This is a genomic window from Pseudomonas sp. GW822-FHT03F04 (assembly GCF_058801405.1).
The window spans coordinates 308,236-333,563 of the sequence record NZ_JBXANF010000004.1 but is presented as its reverse complement, the minus strand read 5'-3'; the positions used below and the strand labels follow the sequence as shown (position 1 = coordinate 333,563).

The 25,328-nt window shown below is 58.2% G+C and carries 27 protein-coding genes and 1 tRNA gene; 6 read left to right on the top strand and 22 right to left on the bottom strand.

Translation table 11 applies throughout. The annotated features are described in order from the left end of the window. Positions 1 to 69 precede the first annotated feature (69 nt). Genes AC1RMX_RS11240 through AC1RMX_RS11225 form a run of 4 tightly spaced genes read right to left on the bottom strand, consistent with a single transcriptional unit; the run spans position 70 to position 4,228 of the window. Complete coding sequence (locus AC1RMX_RS11240; RefSeq protein ID WP_493071874.1) at positions 70 to 2,166, bottom strand: DUF6311 domain-containing protein; 2,097 nt, start codon at positions 2,164 to 2,166, stop codon at positions 70 to 72. Further along, entirely contained in the window at positions 2,163 to 2,546 is a 384-nt protein-coding gene (locus AC1RMX_RS11235) for a GtrA family protein (protein WP_219737340.1), read from the bottom strand. The genes AC1RMX_RS11240 and AC1RMX_RS11235 overlap by 4 nt, the downstream gene beginning before the upstream one ends. Beyond that, positions 2,546 to 3,256 carry a class I SAM-dependent methyltransferase gene (locus AC1RMX_RS11230; RefSeq protein ID WP_493071872.1) on the bottom strand — a complete coding sequence of 237 codons (711 nt, stop codon included), beginning with the start codon at positions 3,254 to 3,256 and terminating at the stop codon, positions 2,546 to 2,548. Before AC1RMX_RS11230 ends, AC1RMX_RS11235 begins: the two co-directional genes overlap by 1 nt. 3 nt (positions 3,257 to 3,259) lie before the next feature. Then, on the bottom strand, positions 3,260 to 4,228 hold the full coding sequence (locus AC1RMX_RS11225) for a glycosyltransferase family 2 protein (RefSeq protein ID WP_096819398.1): 969 nt from the start codon (positions 4,226 to 4,228) through the stop codon (positions 3,260 to 3,262). A 278-nt stretch (positions 4,229 to 4,506) separates the two neighbouring features. On the opposite strand from AC1RMX_RS11225, the gene AC1RMX_RS11220 reads away from it, so the two are divergent. Then, complete coding sequence (locus tag AC1RMX_RS11220; protein WP_064383113.1) at positions 4,507 to 4,698, top strand: YegP family protein; 192 nt, start codon at positions 4,507 to 4,509, stop codon at positions 4,696 to 4,698. Between the two features lie 87 nt (positions 4,699 to 4,785). Here AC1RMX_RS11220 and ppk2 read toward each other — a convergent pair whose 3' ends face one another. After that, positions 4,786 to 5,610 (bottom strand): polyphosphate kinase 2, encoded by an 825-nt coding sequence (ppk2, locus tag AC1RMX_RS11215; protein ID WP_493071870.1) that lies wholly within the window; start codon positions 5,608 to 5,610, stop codon positions 4,786 to 4,788. 148 nt (positions 5,611 to 5,758) lie between these two features. Beyond that, a complete protein-coding gene (locus AC1RMX_RS11210; RefSeq protein ID WP_096819401.1) occupies positions 5,759 to 5,947 on the bottom strand; it encodes a hypothetical protein in 189 nt (62 codons plus the stop codon). 217 nt (positions 5,948 to 6,164) lie between these two features. Here AC1RMX_RS11210 and AC1RMX_RS11205 point away from each other — a divergent pair, with 217 nt between their 5' ends. Then, entirely contained in the window at positions 6,165 to 6,452 is a 288-nt protein-coding gene (locus AC1RMX_RS11205) for a DUF3077 domain-containing protein (protein WP_493071868.1), read from the top strand. 211 nt (positions 6,453 to 6,663) lie between these two features. Here AC1RMX_RS11205 and AC1RMX_RS11200 read toward each other — a convergent pair whose 3' ends face one another. From AC1RMX_RS11200 to dapA, 8 genes are all read right to left on the bottom strand, one after another. Beyond that, positions 6,664 to 8,844, bottom strand: coding sequence for a helix-hairpin-helix domain-containing protein (locus AC1RMX_RS11200; protein ID WP_493071866.1), 2,181 nt, complete (start codon positions 8,842 to 8,844; stop codon positions 6,664 to 6,666). After that, positions 8,841 to 9,587, bottom strand: coding sequence for a PP2C family serine/threonine-protein phosphatase (locus AC1RMX_RS11195; protein WP_493072058.1), 747 nt, complete (start codon positions 9,585 to 9,587; stop codon positions 8,841 to 8,843). Before AC1RMX_RS11195 ends, AC1RMX_RS11200 begins: the two co-directional genes overlap by 4 nt. 1 nt (position 9,588) lies before the next feature. Continuing rightward, a complete protein-coding gene (locus AC1RMX_RS11190; RefSeq protein WP_493071864.1) occupies positions 9,589 to 10,266 on the bottom strand; it encodes a vWA domain-containing protein in 678 nt (225 codons plus the stop codon). A gap of 351 nt (positions 10,267 to 10,617) precedes the next feature. Continuing rightward, positions 10,618 to 10,707 (bottom strand) — tRNA-Ser (locus AC1RMX_RS11185). A gap of 83 nt (positions 10,708 to 10,790) precedes the next feature. Further along, on the bottom strand, positions 10,791 to 11,504 hold the full coding sequence (gene purC / locus AC1RMX_RS11180) for a phosphoribosylaminoimidazolesuccinocarboxamide synthase (protein WP_025110658.1): 714 nt from the start codon (positions 11,502 to 11,504) through the stop codon (positions 10,791 to 10,793). Between the two features lie 28 nt (positions 11,505 to 11,532). Continuing rightward, positions 11,533 to 12,291 (bottom strand): MBL fold metallo-hydrolase, encoded by a 759-nt coding sequence (locus AC1RMX_RS11175; RefSeq protein ID WP_096819404.1) that lies wholly within the window; start codon positions 12,289 to 12,291, stop codon positions 11,533 to 11,535. A 4-nt stretch (positions 12,292 to 12,295) separates the two neighbouring features. Beyond that, on the bottom strand, positions 12,296 to 13,411 hold the full coding sequence (bamC, locus tag AC1RMX_RS11170) for an NlpB/DapX family lipoprotein (RefSeq protein ID WP_096819405.1): 1,116 nt from the start codon (positions 13,409 to 13,411) through the stop codon (positions 12,296 to 12,298). A gap of 17 nt (positions 13,412 to 13,428) precedes the next feature. Further along, a complete protein-coding gene (dapA, locus tag AC1RMX_RS11165; RefSeq protein WP_096819406.1) occupies positions 13,429 to 14,307 on the bottom strand; it encodes a 4-hydroxy-tetrahydrodipicolinate synthase in 879 nt (292 codons plus the stop codon). A 312-nt stretch (positions 14,308 to 14,619) separates the two neighbouring features. Here dapA and AC1RMX_RS11160 point away from each other — a divergent pair, with 312 nt between their 5' ends. Both AC1RMX_RS11160 and AC1RMX_RS11155 read left to right on the top strand, forming a co-directional pair. After that, entirely contained in the window at positions 14,620 to 15,180 is a 561-nt protein-coding gene (locus tag AC1RMX_RS11160) for a glycine cleavage system transcriptional repressor (protein WP_096819408.1), read from the top strand. Between the two features lie 10 nt (positions 15,181 to 15,190). Further along, the gene (locus tag AC1RMX_RS11155) at positions 15,191 to 15,664 is read left to right on the top strand and encodes a peroxiredoxin (protein WP_096819409.1); all 474 of its coding nucleotides are present in this window, start codon (positions 15,191 to 15,193) and stop codon (positions 15,662 to 15,664) included. 34 nt (positions 15,665 to 15,698) lie between these two features. Here the strand turns inward: AC1RMX_RS11155 and AC1RMX_RS11150 are convergent, their stop codons facing one another. Together AC1RMX_RS11150 and AC1RMX_RS11145 are read right to left on the bottom strand one after the other, a co-directional pair. Continuing rightward, complete coding sequence (locus AC1RMX_RS11150) at positions 15,699 to 16,769, bottom strand: AI-2E family transporter (RefSeq protein WP_096819410.1); 1,071 nt, start codon at positions 16,767 to 16,769, stop codon at positions 15,699 to 15,701. 32 nt (positions 16,770 to 16,801) lie between these two features. Further along, entirely contained in the window at positions 16,802 to 17,041 is a 240-nt protein-coding gene (locus tag AC1RMX_RS11145; RefSeq protein ID WP_007963279.1) for a sulfurtransferase TusA family protein, read from the bottom strand. Between the two features lie 97 nt (positions 17,042 to 17,138). Between AC1RMX_RS11145 and AC1RMX_RS11140 the strand changes: the two genes are divergently transcribed. Beyond that, on the top strand, positions 17,139 to 18,572 hold the full coding sequence (locus tag AC1RMX_RS11140) for a M48 family metalloprotease (protein WP_096819411.1): 1,434 nt from the start codon (positions 17,139 to 17,141) through the stop codon (positions 18,570 to 18,572). A 78-nt stretch (positions 18,573 to 18,650) separates the two neighbouring features. Here the strand turns inward: AC1RMX_RS11140 and AC1RMX_RS11135 are convergent, their stop codons facing one another. The 4 genes from AC1RMX_RS11135 to rpoE form a co-directional block, all read right to left on the bottom strand. After that, positions 18,651 to 20,099 (bottom strand): DegQ family serine endoprotease, encoded by a 1,449-nt coding sequence (locus AC1RMX_RS11135; protein WP_102622210.1) that lies wholly within the window; start codon positions 20,097 to 20,099, stop codon positions 18,651 to 18,653. A gap of 207 nt (positions 20,100 to 20,306) precedes the next feature. Then, positions 20,307 to 21,269 (bottom strand): MucB/RseB C-terminal domain-containing protein, encoded by a 963-nt coding sequence (locus AC1RMX_RS11130; protein ID WP_096819413.1) that lies wholly within the window; start codon positions 21,267 to 21,269, stop codon positions 20,307 to 20,309. Positions 21,270 to 21,277: 8 nt separating this feature from the next. Continuing rightward, entirely contained in the window at positions 21,278 to 21,865 is a 588-nt protein-coding gene (locus AC1RMX_RS11125) for a sigma-E factor negative regulatory protein (RefSeq protein ID WP_096819414.1), read from the bottom strand. A gap of 31 nt (positions 21,866 to 21,896) precedes the next feature. Further along, positions 21,897 to 22,478, bottom strand: a complete 582-nt coding sequence (rpoE, locus tag AC1RMX_RS11120; protein WP_003172477.1) for an RNA polymerase sigma factor RpoE/AlgU — start codon at positions 22,476 to 22,478, stop codon at positions 21,897 to 21,899. Positions 22,479 to 23,036: 558 nt separating this feature from the next. Here rpoE and nadB point away from each other — a divergent pair. Beyond that, positions 23,037 to 24,653, top strand: a complete 1,617-nt coding sequence (nadB, locus tag AC1RMX_RS11115) for an L-aspartate oxidase (RefSeq protein ID WP_192560022.1) — start codon at positions 23,037 to 23,039, stop codon at positions 24,651 to 24,653. On the opposite strand, the gene AC1RMX_RS11110 is transcribed toward nadB, so the two are convergent. Then, positions 24,622 to 25,074, bottom strand: coding sequence for a protein YgfX (locus AC1RMX_RS11110; RefSeq protein WP_493071860.1), 453 nt, complete (start codon positions 25,072 to 25,074; stop codon positions 24,622 to 24,624). The two genes, nadB and AC1RMX_RS11110, sit on opposite strands and share 32 nt — an antisense overlap. Then, complete coding sequence (locus tag AC1RMX_RS11105) at positions 25,058 to 25,312, bottom strand: FAD assembly factor SdhE (RefSeq protein ID WP_007957989.1); 255 nt, start codon at positions 25,310 to 25,312, stop codon at positions 25,058 to 25,060. Before AC1RMX_RS11105 ends, AC1RMX_RS11110 begins: the two co-directional genes overlap by 17 nt. Between the last annotated feature and the right edge of the window lie 16 nt (positions 25,313 to 25,328).

The following is a 25,328-nucleotide window of genomic DNA, read 5'->3' as shown; positions in this document are numbered from 1 at the left end:
TGCCCCCCGGTCCCCAGATTGTGGGCAGTGTAGAAAGGCTGCCGGGGCAGCGTCCATCAAAACGGTGCGTCATTGCACCGTCAACGTCTTCAGGCCCATGCCCATGACCCGCGAATCATCGTTGATCCCCAATTGCTGAGGGCTGATGGCATCCGGCAGCTGCAATTCGATATCGAGTCTGTCATCGCGCACGAGGCTCTGACTGAGCGAAGCACTGATTGGAATTTCCAGGCGATTACCCTGGAACTGCGTCAAGCTCGTGCTCAGCACCTGCTCGCCGTTGAGGCTCACGATCACTCGCTGGGAAGGATGCTGTGGCAGTATGAACGCCAATGTGTCGAGCACGATCGAACGCGCCTGCGGCAACACCCGCATTTCGATTTTCGCCTGCCGCCCCTCCGTCCACGTCCCCCAGCTTTCCGCCGTCGACCAGCCGTTGGCCAATTGTCGACTCCGGTAGTTGAACGTCAGCGTTTGCCCAGGCCCAGAGAGGGGAATCACGGACATCCGCCGCCCCTCATCCCGCATCGACAGACACTGCGCGCAGCGCTTCCACCCCGGCGCAAGGACCACCAGTCCATCCACCCGGGTCAGCAGATCGGTTTCACTGTTGATGCTTTTTGCGGCGTCCGCCAGGACATCGTCGCTCAGGATGTACAACGAATCCGCGTCGTATTGCCCCGAGTCGAGCATGCGTCGGGCTTTCTGCTGTGCCAGCGCCAGTGCTGAAGAACTCACTCGCGCAAGATAGACAGCGTCGGTCTTCATGCCGTGAGCCGCTGCAAATCCGGCAATCATTTGCCAGCGATCGTTCTGATTCTGCGGCATCAGGCCACGTACATTCGCGTATCGTCCGGCAGCGCTTGTCCAGAACGGATCGCGCAGCGGGCTGTTCCAGGCCGCCGATGGCGCAACCATTTTCCCCTGTCTCAGGCCAAGCCAGCCGGCTCGAGTGTCGGCGACCTGAACCACCAGCGCTGTAGCGAGCAAAAAAATCACAACGCGCGGGCGGTAACCGCGCACCACCAGAAAAATCATGGCCAGGATGAGGGCATACAGCACCGGCCAGAACATCCGCCCCGAGGCGCGGAAGACATTGGCCAGGCCGATGATCATCTTCGGCAGCGGATAGCCGACGGTCGTTGCACCGATTCCGATCTGATTCGACAGCGCAAAAAGCCATAGCCCGAACAAGGCCATCAACAGCCATGGTCGAGCGCGCAACTCGTCCTTCAAGGGTTGCCTGTTTCCAATCCAGGCAATCAGCGCCAGCGGCACCAGCAAGAGAACGCCCAGCCCCATGTAGTTGAAGCCTTCATAGTCGCCCTCACCCTTGGGCAGACTGGGCAAGATCCGGGACCAGCCTGCCGGATCGAACGGCGACAACAAATTCATCCGGTACAAACCGAAACCGCCGGACGCCGCGCCGTCGGCAATGCTGAAATAACCCGCCTGCCAGCAGCACACACTCACCAGCGCAAACAGCAATCCACCTTCAATCAGCGCCTGACGCCGGGTCAATTGTCGGCTGAATGCCTTGCCCAGCAAGTCCGCCAGCCAGATCAGGGCCACCATGGCCAGCAAGTACGCGTGCACCCATGACGTCACCGCCAGCAACGAGCCCCAGGCCCAATGGCGTCGACGCAGGTCTGGCACCAGCGCCAGATACAACGCTGCCAGAATCAGGAAATGCCCCGCCAGAGAAAGGTGCCCGCCCATGCGCAGAAACATCGGCGGCGAGAACACCAGCAGCCCGGCTCCCAACAGACGAATCACAGGATTGCCGGTGATCAGCCCGAGCAGTTTCCAGCCAAACCAGGCTTGCAGGACACAACACGCCAGTAGCCACAACCCGAAATACTGGAAGGTATCCGGCAACCACGCACTGAAGGGTTTGAACAACAGCGCCAACAGTGGATTGGAGTCGGAAAAGATGATCGAACTGCTCAACTCCAGGCCATAGAACGGGTTGAGCCCGACTGGAAATGTCCAGGGCGAATGTCGGAAGAATTCCCAACCTAGGTAATGCGTCGCCGGATCCCCCTGTTCCAGCCAGGCAATGTTTTGCGGATTCAGCGCTTGCGGCCCGATCGCCAGAAAAAACACCAGCGCCCCCAACAGCAGCGGCAGTAAAAATAGTGCCGGGTGCTCTCGCGAATCCTTCATCGATATGTCCAGAAATTGTGTAGTACGAAAGTGAATGCCGGAATGGTCAACGAGACGGCCACAATTCCCAGCAGATAGTGCAGACCGGCCATCTGGGCAGCCCAGGCCACGAACATCGCCAACACGAATCCTCCCGCCGAGACCATCAGGAATCGCAGCAGGGTTCGGCCGTGCAACCTTGCGGAAAAACTCCAGGTGGTATTGATCACGTAGGACACCACCGTCGCCACGACAAATGCCACACCATTGGCCAGCGGAGGTTGAGGGCTCACGAAGTTGATGAACAACACCGCCACCAGCGCATGCAGGGCCGTGACAAACAACCCCGTCACGGCAAAGCGCAAACCACGCTGGATCAGTTCGGACCGTTGCGTCGCCATCACGGTTTGCGCGCCAGCACGAAAACACTCAGGCCAGCCAGGCGGTTCATGCCCATCAAGGGCAGCTCAAGGCGACACAGGGTTTTCAGCAGCGAATTGACCAGCGGGTGATGTTTTTTCAGTTGCGAACGTGGCGCCGAACCGCGTGAACCGCCGGGTATCAGGCGCGACGCAACGGCAATCGGGAACACCGCTCCGAAGTAATAGGCGCCCCGCTCGACCGTCAATCCGGCCTTTTGGGCCAGGGTTTCGAACTGCCCGAGGGTGTAGCGACGTTTGTGTTCGAGGAAATCGTCGTGCCCGCTCCACATGAACTGGAACGCCGGCACAGTCATCAGGAACCGACTGCCGGACGGCACTTTGTCGACGTAGGACTTGAGCAGGCCGAGGTCGTCGTCAACGTGCTCCAGTACATCCATCAGCAACACCAGATCGGCGTCCACGGTATCGATCGAGCGGCGGTAATGCACCGGTTTGCCGACGGTGGTGGCGCTGGAGTCGGCCGGGTAACTGATGTCCACGCACCACGCTTCGCGCGCAGCGGTGTGGGTCAATAAATGATGGGAAAAGAACCCTGAACCGGCACCGACATCGAGAATTCGCTTGATCGGTGCTTCCCCCAGCAACCGACGGGTCGCCGCTGCTTTGGAACAGTAATACCAATGCTCGCCGATGCTGTCGCCGAGTATGTCGGTTTCCTTGAGATCCATGCTTCAGTCCTTGGATTCGTAAATGCGGCGCACCAGGAAAACCGGCCGGCGCTTCGCTTCGATGTAAGTTCGCCCCAGGTACTCACCCAGTACGCCGATGCCGATCAGTTGCAAGCCGCCGAGAAAGGTCACCGCGACCATCAGCGAGGCATAACCGGGCATGTCGACACCATGGATCAGTGTGCGCACCACAATGAACATGGCAAAGGCAAACGACACCAGAGACACCATCGCTCCCAGGTACGTCCAGATCCGCAAGGGTTCGGTGCTGAAACTGGTGATGCCTTCGAGCGCGAAATTCCACAGCCGCCAGCCATTGAACTTGCTGTGCCCTGCCGCTCGCTCCGGGCGCTCGTATTCGACCTGGGTGGTACGAAACCCGACCCAGGCAAACAGACCTTTCATGAACCGCCGCGATTCCGGCAGCGTCAGCAGAGCGTCGACCACGCAACGATCCATCAACCGAAAATCGCCGACGTTTTCCGGCAATGTCTGTTCGGCAATCTTGTTGTGCAGGCGATAGAACCAACTGGCGGACGTCTGTTTGGCCCAGGAGTCATTGCGGCGGCTGATGCGGTGACCAAGCACCACTTCGTAACCTTCACGCCAACGCTCGATCATCTGCAGAATGACTTCGGGCGGGTCCTGCAGATCGACATCGATCGGCACCACGATCTGCCCCGTGGCAATCTGCAAGCCAGCGGAAAGTGCTGCCTCCTTGCCGAAGTTGCGGCTCAGATCGACGATACGTATCGTCGAATCGCTCTGCTGACAGCGCAGCAGGCGCTCCAGCGTCGTATCGGTGCTGCCGTCGTTGACGAACACCAGTTCAAGGCTGATCTGCGCCTCACGCTCGAACACCTGACGAATGCGCAGGAGAAAGCCGTCGAGGCTGTCCTCTTCATTGAATACGGGAACCACCAGCGACAACGTCACCGGCCCCGCGTGTTGCGTTCCATGCGAGTGGGTCAATGGACTGCTCTTTCTTATAGTGTTTGTCGGTCGCCGAACGAAATTCGACGCCATGAGCCGCACCGTATTAAGCAGCACCACTGAAGGTCATGCAAGGGTGAAAAAAGGACGTACTCGCCAATCAGAAGGCCGATCCCGACGCTCTGCCCCGCGTGTCGCAGAAACATTAGCCAACGATTGGAAACACATCCCCGATAGCCAAATGACAAGGCTCCGCTAGGCTTGCGACCATGCGCCAAACAGGTTGTCGCAATATCCCATCGCATGGAGCGAACTGAATGTATTTCGAGATTTACAGGCAATCCAAGGGCACCCCGAGCACCGGCAAGGGCCAATGGCGCTGGCGCCTGCGGGCGGGAAACCATGAGACGGTTGCCAGTGGGGAGTCGTATGTGAACAAGGCGGATTGTCTGCACGTGATCGAGTTGATCAAGGGTGTGCAGGGGGATACGCCGGTCAAGGAGATTTGAGGGCTGGCTGACACCCCTGCAGAAACGAAAAAGCCCCGCGGAATTTCATCCACGGGGCTTTTCCGAGACTGACGCGAACACCCGTCTTCAGAATTTCTCGGGGATGTGCCGGAAGGGATAATCCGATTCCTTGTAGCCCCCTGGCTTCTGCCGCTTGGGCAACTCAACCTTCTCGCGCGAAACACTCTTGTACGGAATGCGGCTGAGGAGATCGGAGATGATGTTCAGGCGCGCTCGTCGCTTGTCGTTCGAATCGGCCACCAGCCAAGGTGCATATTCGGTATCGGTCGCCTTGATCATGTCGTCACGCGCCCGCGAATAGTCATACCAGCGGCTGTACGACTTGAGATCCATGGGCGACAGTTTCCAGATCTTTCGACCGTCCTTGATGCGCTCTTCCAGCCGGCGCGTCTGTTCTTCCTGACTGACGTTCAACCAGTACTTGAGCAGAATCACCCCGGAATCGACGATGGCATGCTCCACCAGGGGCACCGTCTTGAGAAACTTTTCGACCTGATTTTCGGTGCAAAACCCCATCACCCGCTCGACACCGGCGCGGTTGTACCAACTGCGATCGAAGATCACCACCTCACCGGCCGCCGGCAGATAAGGCAGGTAGCGCTGCAGATACATCTGGCTCTTCTCACGCTCGCTCGGGGCCGGTAATGCTATGACCCGAAAGACCCGCGGGCTGACCCGATCGGTAAGCGCCTTGATCGTCCCGCCCTTGCCCGCACCATCACGCCCTTCGAAAATCACGCAAACCTTGATGCCCTCGGCCCTCACCCATTCCTGCAGTTTGACGAGTTCAACGTGCAGTCGACGCAACTCCGCCAGATAGTCTTTGCTCGACAATTTCGGGCGATCCGCGGGGGTGTCTTTGGGCGAGTCTTTCTTCTTTCCCTTTGCCATGACCGAACCTCATGCATTGAAGGGGGTGACCGCCAGATGGCTGGCGGCCCATGAGCTGGAATGCAGGAGTTTAGTCAGTATTTTCAAAGCGTGAGCCGGGTCTCAAATCGTGTTACTGCGACGTTCGACGTAACCGTTGTAGTTCATCTCATTCATCGAGTTGCACCTTTTTGCTTGAAGGTTTGAGCATCATGCCGACAAGAATAATCAGGTGACTCAAAACGGGCTTGTAGGCAGAATCCGCGAGTTGCGTGTGAATGGGCAGTAGCTGGGGGTATAAGCCGGTGACCGCCTTATTGGCCTCCTCCGACGGGATATTCTCAAGACGTCGCTGCATATCAGCGGCCGGGCTTGGAAACCCGACGAGTCACGCAACAGCGTCCCTGACAAATACTGGCGTCTTCTTACGCCCGAAAATTTGCTCTATGGCGGCTGTGCGTGGGACGCCCTCGGGCGTGCCGGTCTCCTTGACTCCCGGTTTCCAACCTGCGTACAGCTGCCACCCATTCGCTTGGAAACGAAAGTGGCAGCTCCTCACAGTCAAGGAGTTACACATGCATGATGCACCTGAAGAAAAAACCGCCGGAGCCACTCCCTTCCTCTACTGCTCCGAAAATCCGCTATTTCATGTCTGCGCCGGAGTGCCTGTCAGCCAGGCGCTGGCTCAGGCTTCTGACCTACTGGCCCTCGCCAAGGCACTGGCAGAAGATGCGGGGTTCATTAGAGAAACGGATCGATATGCTTGGGCTGCGCATTTTTTGACGGAGATGGGTAAGGCGGTTGTTGATGATGTGGTGAGGGCGGTTTCACGAAAACCAAATAACACGCTGAGCAAAGCCTAATAGATATTCTGTTTGCTGACGCTCAACCGCTCTTTCCCCACAAAAAGCCCCGCAGTTTAAGCTACGGGGCTTGTCAAGCTATGACGGGGAAATAGACCTTCTAACCCTAAGCAAACGGACAAGATGTAATCGATCACCTTCCGCTCGCTCAACATGAATGAATCGCACTGATCCAAATGTTACCGACAAGAACTAACTATTAAGCTAAGCCTTAGCTCCGAGTCCCTTTACAAGCCGGATACTTGGAGCACCCCCAGAACTGACGCCCTGCGTTTTTCCCTTTTCGTGCTGTACGACGCACCATGGAAGCACCGCAGCTCGGGCAGGAGTTCGTTGCAGACGACCGCGTGTTATTCGACACCAACGAACGAGGGGTCACCGGCATTGGATTAACTTTGCTCGGCTGTATCTGCGCTCTCTTGGGAATATCAAAAGAGATAGCAGCCGGTGCAGGTACGCTAATCCCCAGCGCAGCACAATCGTTCTCTGCGATAGCACGTTCTTGGAGTGCTTGCACAAGCGCTTGGTCTTGTGCGTTTTTAGCAGAAATGCAGCGAGGTATAGCAGCTTGCAAAGCAGCTAACCCCGACTGAATTTTTCTTTGGAGTTCGATCTGTTTGGTTGCGAACGCTGCCCGAGTGGACTGCTCTGCTTGTAAATCGGACGGATCAGGTGTGGCGTTGTAACGGAATTTACCCTCATGCCCCTTACGCCAAGCCAACATTTTCGCTGTCAACGCCTCTCCGAAACCAGGTACCGCTCGAACTGCTGAAGCAGTGATATCTGCGGCAGTCTCAATACCAAAAGACGCGAGAGTGGCAGTCTTCCCCGGCCCAATGCCAGATATCGATGCTCGTCTTATCAAAAAACGATCCAAGAAAACTGCGCGCTGGCGCTCCTCGCGTGTCAACTTCAATTGATTGAGCGCTTGAGCAAGCCCGTCCTCAATCTGCCGATATCGAATGACGTCATCTTCCAAATCGGCACGCAAGACATATATTTCCCGCAGACCAATTCGTTGAAGATAGGCTTGAGATGCCAAGCGCACCTTACTGTCCGCATCTTGATAGGCCTTGCGAAATGGCGTTGCATCAATCTTATTGGCAGCAAAGGCCCGCACCAAGCCGAAAAGCCCAAGCCCGCACCACAGCAGAAAAGCCTTTGGGGCGAGAACAGCACCAATAACTGAGATTAGCAAGGCGACACCACCCAAAATCGCGGGATCATGCCGCTTACCCTTTGCTTGTGTCACTGCTACGCTGGGGGCAGCAATTTTGCCACTCCAAACCGGTATTACCTCATCTGGTACGGGGGCGCGCAATGCTCGAATAGCCGCCCACACGCGCTCCAAATCAAAGGGCCCTGCCATCGGAACAGTGCCGACAACCAAGCCTTGGGGAAACATCTCGACTCCAGACTGACTCGCCAGCCGACACCACAGACAAGAAGTTGCAGAGCCAGGAAAATAGTGGGTCGGCACATCGGCGCAGCGGCGCAATCCCGATTCGAGTCCCTGAAGCAAACTGACCCACGTGGATGGAATCGGGCGTGATGAGGGGGTAAGGCCGAACGCAGCCTCCAATGCCTTCGCTATCGATTCAGGATAATCCGCGAGCAAAATGGAGCCGGGCGGCGGTGTAGTACGTGTCTCGTTACGTCGAATCACGGAAAAGGCAAAGCGATTCTGTGCGATCGATTGGCCCAGAGAGAGATCCGGACCGTTATAACGACCTGCATAGGGGTGCTTGCCCATCGCAAGCAATTGGAAAATAGCAACCGCAAGCCCAAAATTGTCGTGCGCCTGAGTGCGGGTGACCTTCGCAAGACTCCCCCCATGAAGCTCAGGTGGTGTGAAGTCTTCGGTACCGACAACGCAAGGGTAGGAGCGGCCCTTCAAACTGAACTGAAAACTGTCGGCATCAATCAATGCAACCGTCGCATCCTGCCCCACCAACACCCCGGAGTGATTGAGATCACCGATGATGCACCCAGCTTGATGTACTGTGGCGACAGCACGCGCGACATTCTGGGCGACGCGTACTAGGAATCGGTAATCCGCCTTGGGAAAATGCAACTTGCGGGATTTCGGACTGTATAACTCATGCAGCGCGCGGTACCCCGCTACCAGCCGCATGGTAAAGCCTAGAAAATTTCCAGAGGCATCAGTCACTACTTCGGATGGAAAAGCGACTAGGGTGGTTGCACCAGCTAACCGCCCGTCAATCATTGCTTGGACTTTGCTCTCGCGGGAGTCTCGCAGCTCCGATTTGTAGATCTTGACTGCACAATCACCTCGGCCCACCAAGGCGAATACATCGCCTTCGCCACCTTTGCCCAGTTGCTTGTCGAGTCGCTCGGTTTTACCGCCGATCTTGACCGACTGCAAACTCATTGGCATGACACCAGGATGAGTGTCTTGTCATCGTCCGTGCGCTCACACAACGCAGGACTGTGCAAATAACGCGCGAGTGCATCTGATAACTCAGCAAGACGCCCGCCCGTCTGTGCCTGGTCCACTGGTTTGATCATCGGATCGAAGAAGCGAGCAAAAGGTTTTTGTGTTGCCTGCTCCAACGCAACTGACTCAAGCCCATCTGAAAAAAGAGCGAACGCGTCGTACTCCCGATCAAAGCGATATGTATGCAGACGGACTTCAGGATCATCCGTAACGAAATAGGTCGTCGAAGCGAACTCTCCGTTATCCGGCCAGCAAATGGCCTCCCATACACCAGCCTTGCGAGCCACGAGTGAACTATCTCCGATCTGTAAGGCCAAGGTTTGATCTTTGAATACCACCAGCATGACCAAAGTGGCGGCAAACTGTCGTCGAGTTACACCTCGCTTCTCCGCAACCACAGAAAGATGATCGCGGAGTTGATCAATCCAGCAAATGATCGTTTCGTCGCCTGGCAAAACTTCATGTTGCTTTAACCAATTGCGAAGATTGACCATCAGGTTGCGGCAGACTAAGGCAGCGCCCTGACCACCATAACTAGCACTTCCCGCACCATCGGAAACGATCGCACACATTGCATTTGAATGAACGCGCATGACGCTAAATGCATCCTGCCTCCGCGTACCCAATCGTAGATGCGACGTGCCAATGCAGGACGCCGCTGCCCATCGCCAATGCAACCTACTCTGCAACTGCCCACCCCGTCGGCCCCGTCGGATTGGCGAGAGGAACCACATCCCCAGGGTTCGACTGTGATACGGCGCTCAAAGAGCTCGACAGCCAAGCAAAAAGCTCTCGAAACGCCAGACCTTTCAACTTCAAAGGTTGACGTGTTCCCAACCGAGTTAGGGTCGACATCTCGGCCCCCTCAACACCGACGGAATAGAACATGAATTCCTTTCGTTCTTCGCCCTCGTGAACACGCCGGCGCGCTTCCTGCCACTCATCCGTTGGGGCACCGTCTGTAATCAGAAAAACCCAGGGCCGGTAATATTTGACTCCATTGGCTCGGTAACGCTCTTTGCGTTCACGCAGCAGATCCAACGCACGTTCGACCGCCTCGCCCATTGGGGTGACACCGCTGGCCTCCAACACCTCAGGAAAATAACCATCGACGGTCGTGAATTCGGTTTGAATGTTGACAGGTCCAAAAGTCACCACAGCCAACTCAACCCGCTTTGCCGCCATAGCATCGGCATAAAGCTCTTCTTTGAAGAACTGCAGTGCATCATTCAATTGTCGAATCGGAGCGCCATTCATGGACGATGACGTGTCCAACAGTAGTATGCAGGGGCATCGTTGCTCCGGATTCTCTGCAAACTCGGCGTCTGCAAAAGGTTGCTGCTCAAAATCAGTCATCTTGTCCCCTTTCAGTCCCTGACGAAGCTGCCATACGTGATAGCACGATAACATTGCATATCATAGAGCGCACAAAATGATCGGTACAGCCTTTAGAAACCACACTTCTCGACGCTCAAGCACTATGTGCGCCCTTCTATTCAGCAAGCCATGACAAACTTCTCGGTGCTCTCAACTCCGCGGCAACTCAGTTAAAACCAACGCTAGGCCCCGATGTGGGACGCAGCAGCGGGGACAAATTATTTTCTCTACGCAGGAAAACGATTCGCGCGGATCTAGTAGCAAAACATACTTTCCCAGCACATACGAAAAAGCCCCGTAGCTTCTCAGCTACGGGGCTTTTTCTATGTATGGCGGAGAGATAGGGATTCGAACCCTAGGTACCGGTGAAGGTACAACGGATTTCGAATCCGTCCCATTCGGCCACTCTGGCATCTCTCCAACGGCGCGCATCATAACAACACTTTTACCGAAAGCAAACCCTCTTTCGAAAATTTCTTCGTGCTATCAGATGCTTGCGTCGATTAAAGCGGTACGCCCAGACGGTTGGCGACTTCTTCGTAGGCTTCGATGACGTCACCGAGGCCCTGACGGAAGCGGTCCTTGTCCATCTTCTTCTTGGTGTCCTTGTCCCACAGACGGCAGCCGTCCGGGCTGAACTCGTCGCCCAGGACGATGGAGCCGTCGCTGAACACGCCGAATTCAAGCTTGAAGTCCACCAGCAGCAGGCCGGCGTCGTCGAACAGTTTGCTCAGGACTTCGTTGACCTTGAGCGACAGTTCTTTCATGCGCGCCAGTTGCTCGGCGGTGCCCCAGCCGAATGCCACGACGTGGGATTCGTTGATGAACGGGTCGCCCTTGGCGTCGTCCTTCAGGAACAGTTCGAAGGTGTAAGGGTTGAGCTTCAGGCCTTCTTCAACGCCCAGACGCTTGACCAGGCTGCCGGCGGCGTAGTTACGCACGACGCACTCGACCGGGATCATGTCCAGCTTCTTCACCAGAACTTCGTTGTCGGCCAGCAGTTTGTCGAACTGGGTCGGAATGCCGGCCGCTTCGAGTTTCTGCATGATGAAGGCGTTGAACTTGTTGTTCACCATGCCTTTGCGGTCGAGCTGCTCGATGCGCTTGCCGTCGAACGCCGAAGTGTCGTTGCGAAACAGCAGGATCAAGCGGTCAGCGTCGTCGGTCTTGTAAACCGATTTGGCTTTGCCGCGGTAGAGTTCTTCACGTTTTTCCATGATGGGCTCCGCTTGCTAAGTAGATGGGCTAGGCGATGTGGCGCCAGTCGAGCCCTGAATCTTGATCGGCCAGTTGCAGCCAGTCCGGGTCGCACCCGAGGGTGTCGACAAAACATTGCCGGGCCAGCTGCGGCAGGTTGTTCTTGCTGCTCAGATGGGCCAGGACCAGATGTTGCAGGCCTTGCCAGCCCAACTCGGCCACCAGGAATGCCGCCTGATGGTTGTTCAAATGTCCCAGCTCGCCGCCCACCCGTTGCTTGAGAAAGTACGGGTAATGACCACGGGCCAGCATGTCGCGACAATGATTGGACTCGATCATCAACGCATCGAGGTCCCGATAACCGTCCAGCACCCGCTCACAGTATGAACCCAGGTCGGTCAACAGGCCGAAGCGCCGCTCACCGTCGCTGAACACATATTGGGTCGGTTCCTGCGCATCATGGGCCACGGCAATGACCCCGATGTCCAGAGCACCGATCTGCAGCTGCTCGCCGCCGGCCACGAAGCCTGCGGGTTCAATCGGTTTGCGCATCCCGCGCAGGGTGCCGCGACTGAGGTAGACCGGTAGATTGTAGCGCCGAGACAGCAAACCCACGCCATGCACATGGTCGGCATGTTCGTGGGTTACGAGTATCGCGCTCAGTTGCGCCGGGTTCACACCCAGGCGCAACAGGCGTTTTTCGGTTTCCCGCAGGGAAAAACCACAATCCACCAGCACATACGTATCAGCACTGGCGATCAGCGTGCCGTTCCCTTGGCTACCGCTGCCGAGAACGGCAAAACGCATTGGATCAGCCCAGGTTGTCCTGAATCACGCTCAACACTTTGCGGGCCACATCGGCCGGGGCAACGGTGTTGATGTTTTTCTCGACGGTGACCTGAACGTTGTCGCCAACCTTGCTCAGGCGAACCTGATAACGCTCGGCACGGGCTTCAACTTCTTCCTTGGTCGGCGCACTGCCGAACAGGCTGCTGAAGAAACCAGGCTTCTCGTCTTTCTTCTCGGCTTTTTCGGCCAGGTTGATGTAGTACAGGCCCAGGCTGCGGTTGATGTCTTCAACGCGCCACTGACCTTGCTCCAGCGCACGACCGACGCTCGACCAGGCACGATCCAGATCCGAACCGACGTTCAATACCGGGTTGCCGCTGCCGTCTTCGCTGAGGCTGACACGGCTCGGGGTATCGAAATCACGCGATGCCAGCATCGACACCGAACCGCCCTTCTCGGAGGTACGGCTCATGCTCGCGAGCATGTCGTCGACCAAGGCAGCGTCCAGGCCAGTGTTGACCGAACGGTTGGTGAAATCGACATTGGCGGTGCTGCCGGCAGGACGCTCGGCGCTGACCACGTAGATTTCACTGGTATTGCGCTGCACGCCCGGCTCGATGCGTACCCGCACGCGGGTTTCGCTGTCGGCACCGACGCCGGCGGCGCTCAGACGCTTGGCCATGGCGGCGGACAGTTCGTCGGAATGCTGCCAGGTGGTGGTGAATTCGCCGGTTTGCGGACGCTGTTCATCCAGACGGAAACCGTTGTCCTGGAAGAACTGCACAGCCACTGGCCAGACTTCGGCCGGTGGATGCTGGCCCATGACCCAGCGCGAATCACCGCTCTTCTGCAGCGAGTAATCGCTGGCGTCGGCAATCGCCGACAGCGGTTGAGGACGCGGAACAACGTATTCGCCGGTGGCGGTGTCGTCGGCTACGTTACGCGGGATCGGCAGCAGCGGATCCAGGCGCTTGGAGGTGCTGACATCCGGTGGCAATTGCATCGGTGCAGTCTGTTTCGCTTCCAGGTAGTCGCTACCACGGTCACGGAAATAACCTTCCGGGCCCCAGATCCATCCGCAGCCACTGGTGCTGGAGATAATCAAGGCAAGTGCGGAAAGTCCGGCCATTCGCTTCATGCGTTGTACTTCCTCAATTAAACCAGGACGCTGCACTGGCGCAGGGCCGAGCGCAACGTTTCATGACAAGGAGCGCTCAGCCAGGTCAGCGGCAGGCGGATGCCTTCGTGCATCAGGCCCATTTCGACCAAAGCCCACTTCACCGGAATCGGGTTGGCTTCGATGAACAGGTCCTTGTGCAGCGGCATCAGTTTTTCGTTGATGGCCCGTGCGGTCTCGGCGTCGCCCTTGAGCGCGGCCTCGCACAGGTCGGCCATTTCGCGCGGGGCGACGTTGGCGGTGACGGAGATATTGCCTTTGCCACCCAGCAGGATCAGCTCGACTGCGGTCGGATCATCGCCGGACAACACGATGAAGTCCTTGCTCACGCCGTCGAGGATTGCCTTGGCACGCTTCAGGTCGCCAGTGGCTTCCTTGATACCGATGATGTTCGGCACGGTGGACAGACGGATCACAGTCTCGGCCTGCATGTCGCAGGAAGTGCGGCCAGGCACGTTGTAGAGGATCTGCGGGATGTCGACCGCTTCGGCGATGTGCTTGAAGTGCTGGTACAGGCCTTCCTGGGTCGGCTTGTTGTAGTACGGGACTACCAGCAGGCAGGCATCGGCGCCGGCCGCCTTGGCGTTGCGGGTCAGCTCGACGGCTTCACGGGTCGAATTGGCGCCGGTACCGGCGATGACCGGAATACGACCAGCCACCTGTTTGACCACGGCTTTGATGACGGCAATGTGTTCTTCTACATCAAGGGTTGCCGACTCGCCGGTTGTACCGACCGCGACAATGGCATGGGTGCCGTTCTTGAGATGGAAGTCCACGAGTTTGCTGAGGCTGTCCCAGTCAAGACGCCCTTGTGCATCCATGGGTGTGACCAGTGCCACCATACTGCCCGCAATCATGAAACCGCTCCTGCCGGAAAAAGAGAGCGGTAATGGTACTGGCGCCAAGATGCTTGCACAAGCGAAGTACTGCGCCGCCATTCCCCTTGGCGCCGCTTTTCGCTACCCTTCAGACTTTGATCGGTACTGATCAGCTTGTACGCCGGGTTCCAGCCCCCCGTTTCGGCCTCCCAGGCCCCGTTCCAGTGTCGCCGCCTTACGCTTCCTTATTATTGGAGCCGTGGCGATAGGCGAATCGGGTCTTGCGGACAGGTATGTCCCGGCACTCAACGCCCTCACCCTACCGACCGCTCATCGCTTTAGGAATGCTGCATGTCCACCCCCACAGTTCGCGAACAATTCCTTGTCGTCAGTGCCCTCGGCGCCAATCCCATGGAGCTGACCAACGTCCTGTGCCGCGCCAGCCATGAAAACCGCTGCGCGGTCGTCACCTCCCGCCTGACTCGTCATGGCGAGTGCAGCGCGCTGATCCTCGAGATCTCCGGCAGCTGGGACGCCCTGGCGCGTCTGGAAGGCAGCCTGCCGGGCCTGGCCAAGAAGCATGCTTTCACCGTAAATGTCGTGCGCAGTGCCGCCCTGGAAAACCGTCCTCAGGCCCTGCCGTACGTGGCTTACGTGTCCTCGGCCTATCGCCCGGACATCATCAACGAGCTGTGCCAGTTCTTCATGGATCACAACGTCGAGCTGGAAAACCTGACCTGCGATACCTATCAGGCTCCGCAGACCGGCGGCACCATGCTCAACGCCACGTTTACCGTGACCCTGCCGGCCGGCACTCAGATCAGTTGGCTGCGCGACCAGTTCCTGGACTTCGCCGATGCCATGAACCTGGACGCACTGATCGAACCGTGGCGCCCACAGAACCCAATGTAAGGAAGCTTTCATGGCCGTAGCTATCGATCAACCGGTTGCCGATTTCGAAGCGCCCGCCACCAGCGGGCAGACCGTCAGCCTTTCGGCCCTCAAGGGCAAGCAAGTGGTGATCTACTTCTATCCGAAGGACAGCACCCCGGGCTGCACCACCGAAGGTCAGGGCTTTCGTGATCAGTACGCGGCGTTCAAGGCTGCCAACACGGAAATCTTCGGCATCTCCCGCGACAGCCTGAAGTCCCACGAGAACTTCAAGTGCAAGCAGGAGTTTCCGTTCGAGCTGATCAGCGACAAGGACGAAGCCGTCTGCCAACTGTTCGACGTGATCAAGCTGAAAAAACTCTACGGCAAGGAATACCTGGGCGTGGATCGCAGCACATTCCTCATCGACAAGAATGGCGTACTGCGCCAGGAATGGCGCGGCGTGAAGGTGCCGGGCCACGTTGACGCAGTGCTGGCCGCGGCTCAGGCACTGAACAAGGCCTGATCCTTTCGGCGCTCTGGCGGGCGCCGAATCGCTTTCAAAGCAGTGGCGCCACCACCGGCTCCTTGCGCGGCCACGCATCAAGCACAGCCTTGAACAGCGTCGCCAGCGGAATCGCGAAGAACACGCCCCAGAAGCCCCACAACCCGCCGAACAACAGCACCGCGCAGATGATCGCCACCGGGTGCAGATTGACCGCTTCGGAAAACAGCAACGGCACCAGCACGTTGCCGTCCAGCGTCTGGATGATCCCGTAGACCGCCATCAGATAGATGAATTGATCGCTCCAGCCCCACTGGAACAGTGCAATCAGCATCACCGGTACAGTCACCACCACCGCCCCGACATACGGCACCACCACCGACACGCCCACCAGCAACGCCAGCAGCGCCGCGTAGTTCAGCCCGAGGGCGACGAAGGCGATGTAGGTCACCCCGCCACAGATCACGATCTCGATGACCTTGCCACGAATGTAGTTGGCGATCTGCCGGTTCATTTCCTCGGCAACCCGGGTGATCAGCGCCCGCTCACGCGGCAAATAGCCGCGCACCCACTCGCCGATCATCACCCGATCCTTGAGGAAGAAGAACACCAGGATCGGCACCAGGACCAGGTAAATCATGATGTTCACCAGCAGCGGCAGGCTCGACAACGAGAACGTCAGCGCCCACTGGCCGAATTTGCCGATCTCGCCGCGCGCGGCTTCGATGGCTTGCAGCACCTGCTCGTCGGACACCAGATGCGGATAGCGCTCCGGCAGCAGCAACAGCAGCGATTGCCACTTGGCGAGCATGCCGGGCAACTCATTGAACAGTGTGATCAATTGATGCCAGAGCAGCGGCAGTACGACGACGATGAACAGCATCAGCACGCCCATGAACAGCGCAAACACCAGCCCCACCGCTGCGCCACCGGGCATGCGCAGACGCTCCAGGGTAACCACCAGCCCCTGCATCAGGTACGCCAGCACCATCCCCGCCAGCACGGGCGCGAGCATTCCACCAAGGGTAAGCACGGCGGTGAAGGCGAGAAACAACAGCACCGCCAGCACCACGGCTTCCTCATCGGAAAAGTAGCGCTGAATCCAGTCGCGTAACACTTTGAACATCAATAATCCTTAGGTCTTTTACGCTGTCGGTTTCAGGCTTTTTTCAACCAGTAACGGTAGACGCCCGCCTCGTCTTCTTCACGCAGCAGCGTATGACCGGCCAACCGGGCAAAGGTGCGGAAGTCGCGTTGCGAGCCGGCGTCAGTGGCGATCACCTTGAGTACCGCGCCGCTGGGCAGCTTGTTCAATTCCATCTTGGCCTTGAGCAACGGCAACGGGCAATTCAGGCCGCTGGCGTCCAGTTCACAGTCATGGGCTACAGCGTCGGTCATGCGTTACTCCGGTTCAGAGGGTCAGGCTGCCTAGAATATCTGGTCGCAAGCCCGGTGTCCGGCTACAGTAAGGTCTTTGTCGACTAAGGCTTTGTGCATGACATTTTTGCGCCCTACCCTGCTGACGCTCGCTTGCCTGCTCGCCTCACCGGGCTTTGCCGACGACCTGCCGTCACTCGGTGACGCCAGTTCTGCCATCGTCTCGCCACAACAGGAATACCAACTGGGCCGCGCGTGGTTGGCGCTGCTGCGCAGCCAGGTTTCACAGCTCAACGATCCACAGCTCAAGGACTACGTCGAGTCCAGCGTCTATAAACTGGTGGAAACCAGCCAGGTCAACGACCGACGCCTGGAATTCATCCTGATCAACAGCCCGCAACTCAACGCCTTCGCGGCACCGGGCGGGATTGTCGGGGTCAACGGCGGTCTGTTCCTCAATGCCCAGACCGAAGGTGAATATGCCTCGGTACTGGCTCACGAACTGGCTCACTTGTCCCAACGTCACTTCGCCCGAGGCGTCGAGGCGTCCCAGCGGATGCAGGTGCCGATGATGGCCGCGTTGCTGGCCGGGATCGTCATTGCGGCCGCCGGTGGTGGCGAGGCCGGGATCGCGACCATCGCCGGCACCCAGGCGGCGGCGATCCAGTCGCAACGGACCTTCTCGCGCCAGAACGAACAGGAAGCCGACCGCATCGGCATCCTTAACCTGGAGAAAGCCGGCTACGACCCGCGCTCCATGCCGACCATGTTCGAACGCCTGATGCGCCAGTACCGCTACGACGCCAAGCCGCCGGAATTCCTGCTGACTCACCCGGTGACCGAATCGCGGATCGCCGACACCCGCAACCGTGCCGAGCAAGCCAAACCCGGCGGCATTGAAGACAGCATGCGCTATCAACTGATACGCGCGCGGGTGCAACTGATCTACGAGGAAACCCCGGGGTTGGGCGCGAAGCGTTTCCGTGCACAGCTGGATGAAAACCCGAAAAACGACGTGGCTCGTTATGGTCTGGCGATTGCCCAGATCAAGGGTGGCCAGTTGAATGAGGCGCGGGAGAATCTCAAGCAACTGCTGGAGAGATCGCCAAACGAGATCATTTTCAATCTCGCGCAGGTCGATCTGGATATCACCAACAATCGCCTGGCGGAGGCGCAGTCGCGGGTCGACCGCATGCTGACGCAGTATCCGGGCAACTACCCGTTGAATCAGGTGCGAGTCGATCTGTTACTGAAACAGAACCGCACCGCCGATGCGGAAAAAGCCCTCGAAGGTCTGCTCAAATCACGCCCGGACGATCCGGACGTCTGGTATCAGGTGGCTGAAACGCGCGGTCTGTCAGGCAATATCATCGGCCTGCATCAAGCTCGCGCCGAGTACTTCGCGCTGGTTGGCGACTATCGCCAGGCCATCCAGCAACTGGACTTCGCCAAACGCAAGGCTGGCAGCAACTTCCCGCTTTCGTCGCGTATCGATGCGCGTCAGCGCGAGCTGATGGAGCAGGAACGCATGATCAAGGACATGATGGGATAAGCCTGATCCAGGAAAAACGCCGGACACAAAAAAACCGCCTCTTTCGAGGCGGTTTTCTTTTACTCAACCGCTATTGAATCATTCAGCCAGCTTGAACGTGATGAAGCTGGCACGACCCTGACGCAGAACCCGCATCGACACGGAGCGATTCTTCGGCAGTGCCTTGGCGATCTCGGAGAACTCCTTGGCCGAACCAATGGCCTGGTTGTTCAGGTGAGTGATGATATCGCCTGGCTGCAGGCCGATCAGGGCGGCAGGACCGTCCTGCACCTCCTTGATCACCACACCACCCTTGAGGTCGTAGGTTTTCTTCTGCTCGGCAGACAGTTCAGCGACCGAAACACCCAGACGATTGCTGTTAGTCTCGACACCGGACTTCGGCAGGGCATCCAGCTCCTTGTCTTCGTCAGGAATCGCGCCGACGGTCAGCTCGACATTCTTGCGCTTGCCTTCACGAATCACTTCCAGATTGGCCTTGGCACCAGCCTTCAGTGCGCCGACCAGATGAGGAAGGTCAGCGGACATGACGATCGGCTGACCGTTCATGCTCAGGATCACGTCGCCCACTTGAAGGCCGCCCTTGGCTGCCGGACCGTCATCCTGGATCTGCGCCACCAGCGCACCGGCCGGTTTTTCCAGACCGAACGACTCGGCCAGATCCTTGTTCACTTCCTGAATGACCACACCCAGCCAGCCACGGCTGACCTTGCCACCGCTTTTCAGCTGGTTGGATACGTCCATGGCAACGTCGATCGGAATGGCGAACGAAACGCCCATGAAGCCACCGGAACGGGTGTAGATCTGCGAGTTGATCCCCACCACTTCACCGTTCAGGTTGAACAGCGGACCACCGGAGTTGCCCGGGTTGATCGGCACGTCGGTCTGAATGAACGGCACATAGTTTTCGTTTGGCAGGCTGCGGCCAACGGCGCTGACGATGCCTTGGGTCACCGTGTGATCGAAGCCGAACGGCGAGCCGATCGCCACGACCCACTGGCCTGCTTTCAGATCCTGGGATTTGCCGAGTTTGAGTACTGGCAGATCCTTGCCTTCGATTTTCAGCAGGGCCACGTCGGAGCGTGGGTCGGTGCCGATCAGCTTGGCTTTCATTTCACTGCGATCAGCCAGACGAACGAGGATTTCGTCAGCGTCGGCAATCACGTGGTTGTTGGTCAGGATGTAGCCATCCGGCGAGATGATGAAGCCCGAACCCAACGATTGCGCCTCACGCTGGCGATCACCACGCGGAGAACGTTGTTGTGGCGGCATCCCGCGCTCGAAGAACTCGCGCAGCATCGGCGGCAAGCCTTCCAGGTCCGGCATCTGCTGGTTCACTTTGCGATCCGGCAGCTTTTGCGTGGTACTGATGTTCACCACCGCAGGCGAGGCCTGTTCGACCAACTGGGTGAAATCCGGCAGGTTGGCCGGGCTGGCCGCTTCAGCCGCCTGGGCTGCAGGAACAGCCTGACCGAGCACCAGCACGGTGGCGACGATGGAGAGATAAGACTTCAAGCTTGGTATCGACATACAGCTCCCGTTACGACGAGCAGGGTTAAGCGATATGGAGCAAGGAACACCGGGAACTACAGGCCGGCATTTTTGTTCCGGGAACAACAAAACAAGGCCAGAGCCGTGAGGCCCTGACCTATAAAAAATTTTCGGATTATTTGCAAATGAAAATGCTCAGCAAACATTTCACGTCTCGAAAACGAGGTGGAAACAGCTGGAATCAGCTCACTGCTTGCTGGTTGCAGCGCCATCATTGCGTATCGACAAGGCAATCCGCTCAGCGGTGCCGATTGGAATCTCGCCGACAACCGTCACCATCACTTCACCTTGAGGCGTGGTCAAGCGACGGGATACGGCAACGGTAGGGCCCAACTGAGTCCGGGTATCGGTGACGGTTGCACCGTTCAGCGGCTCGAGGAATACAGAGAAACGCGCCAGACCATCGTCATACAGCAGGCTGTTGACCTGCGTCTTGGTCTCGGGATCCTTGTGCGAAGAACTGCTGGTGAGTTCAAAGCCAGGAGGCAGCCAGTCAGAGCGCCAGACTTGAGCGGTCTTGACGGCAGAAGCCTTGTCGCCTTCAAGGTTCACAGGCTTGCAATCGGAATCGGCTTGAAGATCCTTGTCGGACGGAACTTCAGAAGTCTCCAGTCGAGTGAACTGGAACCTTTCAAGCAACTGCCCGTTGTCGTTGAGCAGCAACGACTTGAGCGGCAACCCCGTTTCCTTGTCCAGATGCAGCTCGAATCCATAGCGATGCTGATCGCGCGGCGTCAGCGACACGATCACCGCCTCACGCCCAGCCACACGCGACTTGCCGATGACGGCAAGGTCATACCAATTTTTCAGCTTTTGAGGATCAAGAGGACGAGCGGCAGAGTTGGGAGAGTCCCCCAGTCCCGCAATCAGGGTGCCGCTGACGCATTGAGTATGCCCATCAACGCGCACGACTTCCTGAGCCGAGCCGTCGAGCTGAAGCAAACGCTCGCGGACCTGACCATTCTGGACACGATGCCAGATGTTATGGGTAGAGAAACTACCGTTACGCTCGTAAACGAATGTGCCGTGAAAGCTTTGCTGCTGCTCGGCCTGGCCCAGACGGGTCAGCCAGTCCTGGGCCTCGTCGGCGTGGGCTGGAACGATGAACCAGCCACTGAGCAGAAGCGAAAGTAGAGGTATGGCGCGCATGATCCTCCTTAACGGTTTTCCAGGCTTGCTGCACGCGCGTAAGGCAATGCGCTTTCAGTACCTTTCAGCGCAGCTTGTTGAGCGTGTTGGCGCAGGTAACCTGGTAGACGCTGATCGTGCCAGCCTGGCTGGCCTTGCAGCACACCATTGGCCATAGGGCCGGTGGCTTCCGAACTCTCATTGTAGCCTGCCAATACAGCCGGGCCTTTGACTTGAGGAACGGCCAATGCAGGCTGATTGGATTGCTGCGCCAGTTCAACACCGGCAATTTCGTCGTGGTTATACAGACGAACACCCGCCAGAACGGCAACGGTCACCGAGGCTGCAACGGCCAGACGACCCAGGCTGCGCCATGGACCGCGGGACACTTTGGCTGGAGTGGCTTCGTCTTCCAGCGCAGCAGACACTGCCGCAGCGAGATCCAGGCGTGGAAGCAGCAGATCCTTGTGCATGGCTGCCCGAGCGATCTGATAACGAGCCCAGGTTTCACGGGTTTCAACATCGTCCAGTGCATTGAGCACCCGACGCAATTCCAGTTCGTCCGCTTCGTTATCCATCACTGCGGACAGCGATTCCTGCAGGGCTTCACGACTCATGGCGTTCCTCTCTTGGCTGTCGCCGCTGTCTTTAGTTTTCCTGCAACAACGGCTGCAGGGCTTTATCGATGGCCTCCCGGGCGCGGAAAATCCGGGAGCGCACGGTACCAACCGGACATTGCATGACGCTCGCGATGTCCTCGTAACTCAGACCGTCGAATTCGCGCAAAGTTAAAGCCGTGCGCAAATCCTCTGGCAGTTGCTGAATGGTTCGATGGACGGTGCCTTCGATCTCATCCCGCAGCAATGCGCGTTCAGGAGATTCGAGATCCTTCAGGCCGTGATCGCCGTCATAGAACTCTGCATCTTCAGAACTGACATCGCTATCCGGCGGCCGGCGGCCGCGTGAAACTAGATAGTTTTTCGCCGTGTTGATGGCGATGCGGTAAAGCCACGTATAAAACGCACTGTCTCCGCGGAAATTTCCTAGTGCCCGGTAAGCCTTGATAAAGGCTTCTTGAGCAACATCCTGGGCTTCATGGGTGTCGTGCACGAAACGCACGATCAACCCGAGAATTTTGTGTTGATACTTCAACACGAGCAGATCGAAAGCTCGCTTGTCACCGCGCTGAACGCGCTCGACCAGCTGCTGATCCTCTTCCTGGGTTAGCATGAACACTCCTCGATAAACTCGGAGGAAGCTTGCATGACTAAACGACCGGACTTGCAAACATAGACTCGGGCTTTTCGCAAAAGTTCTCCCCCTCCAAGCAAGTTTCCTGCGGGCTCTGATTTGGCACGCACGAAAAACGCAGCGCGGGATAAACCGGCTGCGCGAATAATCTTTTAATCGGCTCGCCGGCTAGAACCCAACCGCAGGTTCCGCATTGAAGCCGACACTGTCCCTTGTTTCGGGCAACTGTCTATTGATCTTGGGCCTCTGGCAAAAGTTCCAAATATTTATAGACGCGCCACGCCGACATTGGGCAACCGTGAGCGGAAAAAGCGTGTTTCATCTGCGATACAGTCGCTTTTTCCCAAAACCGGCGAAAAAAACATCCGACAAAGCGTCCGTATTTTTCCGTCACGGTAGTTTCACAATGCCATATCGGCCCGGCTATTGTGCCGCCCCACCCCTCTATATACTAGTGGGCTGTGTGGCTGTCTCGACTCGCCCATCCGCCTGTCTTGCGCCAACCCCGACCCGGGTCGCTTTGAGCGGAATCCTGAAATGAGCCAACAGTTTCAACACGATGTTCTGGTGATTGGCAGCGGCGCTGCCGGTTTGAGTCTCGCGCTGACCCTGCCCGGTCACTTGCGCATCGCCGTATTGAGCAAGGGCGATCTCGCCAACGGTTCGACCTATTGGGCCCAGGGTGGCGTCGCGGCCGTGCTGGATGACACCGACACTGTCGAATCCCACGTCGACGACACGCTCAATGCCGGTGGCGGCCTGTGCCATGAAGACGCGGTACGTTTCACTGTCGAGCACAGCAAAGAGGCGATCCAGTGGCTGATTGACCAGGGCGTGCCGTTCACCCGAGATGAGCAGTCCGGCACAGAAGATGGCGGCTTCGAGTTCCACCTCACCCGCGAAGGCGGCCACAGCCACCGCCGCATCATTCACGCCGCCGACGCCACTGGTGCTGCGATCTTCACAACCTTGCTGGCCCAAGCCAAACAACGCCCGAACATCGAGCTGCTGGAACAGCGCGTCGCCGTCGATCTGATCACCGAACGACGCCTGGGACTGGACGGCGACCGCTGCCTCGGCGCCTACGTGCTCAACCGCAAGACCGGCGAAGTCGACACCTACGGCGCCCGGTTCGTGATTCTGGCTTCTGGCGGCGCCGCCAAGGTCTACCTCTATACCAGCAACCCCGACGGCGCCTGTGGTGATGGCATCGCCATGGCCTGGCGTTCGGGCTGCCGGGTGGCGAACCTGGAGTTCAATCAGTTCCACCCCACTTGCCTGTATCACCCGCAGGCCAAGAGTTTCCTGATCACCGAAGCCCTGCGCGGCGAAGGCGCGCATTTGAAACTGCCGAACGGCGAGCGCTTCATGCAGCGTTTCGACCCGCGCGCCGAACTGGCGCCACGGGACATCGTCGCCCGGGCCATCGACCATGAGATGAAGCGTCTGGGCGTCGATTGCGTCTATCTCGACATCAGCCACAAACCCGAAGCGTTCATCAAGACGCACTTCCCGACGGTTTACGAGCGCTGCCTCGGATTCGGCATCGACATCACCAAGCAACCGATCCCGGTCGTCCCGGCGGCGCACTACACCTGCGGCGGCGTCATGGTGGACCAACAGGGTCGCACCGACGTGCCCGGGCTGTACGCCATCGGCGAAACCAGCTTCACCGGCCTGCACGGCGCCAACCGCATGGCCAGCAACTCGCTGCTGGAATGCTTCGTTTATGCCCGTTCCGCAGCCGCTGACATTCTCGAACAACTGTCCGACATCGCCATCCCTCGCGCCCTGCCCGCCTGGGATGCAAGCCAGGTGACCGATTCCGACGAAGACGTGATCATCGCGCACAACTGGGACGAGCTACGGCGCTTCATGTGGGACTACGTCGGCATCGTGCGTACCAACAAACGCCTGCAACGCGCACAACATCGCGTGCGTCTGTTGCTGGACGAAATCGACGAGTTCTACAGCAACTATAAAGTCAGTCGCGACCTGATCGAGCTGCGCAACCTGGCGCAAGTGGCGGAATTGATGATCCGCTCAGCCATGGAGCGCAAAGAGAGCCGAGGCCTGCATTACACCCTCGACTACCCGGATCTGCTGCCCGAAGCCCTCGACACTATTCTGGTGCCGCCCACCTACGCCGGCTGAACTTGAGGCGTACCCGCAGGCGTCGGTGCAAATCCGCCGCCTGCGAGTCCCGGGGCACGCAGATCGACCTGCCCCGCCACTCCCCACGCAATCGAAAGCGCAAAACCACGATCAATGGCAGCGCCAGGCTGTCCGGGCGCAACTGCACCGGCTGCCAGCCATCGGCCTGATTCCACAACTGCCAGCCATCGGCGTCACGACGCAATCCACAGAATGCATCGGGATGACTCAACAGAATCTGGCGGGGCAACACCCAGGCAGCGTGGCTCAGACAGGCTACCGCACCGAGCAGACTGACCCAGAAAGGCAGGACAAGCAGAAACAGAGCGCACAGGGCGAACGCCTGGGCCAGGAGATACGCCGCCAGCAATTGCCGTGAGGCCTGCCAGCAGCATTCGAACGTGTTACTTGGGCTGGACACGATCCAGAATCATGCGAACCATGCGTTGCAGCTCGGGGTCTTCAGACTCGCTGCGCTCCATGAACCAGCCGAACATGTCCTGATCCTCGCACTCGAGCAGGCGGACATACAGCGCGCGATCCACCTCGTTCAGATTCGCGTAGACCTCTTTCACGAACGGCACCAGCAGCACGTCAAGCTCAAGCATGCCGCGACGGCTGTGCCAAAAGAGGCGATTCAGTTCAACTTGTTCGACCATGGAGCCCTCCTCAAAT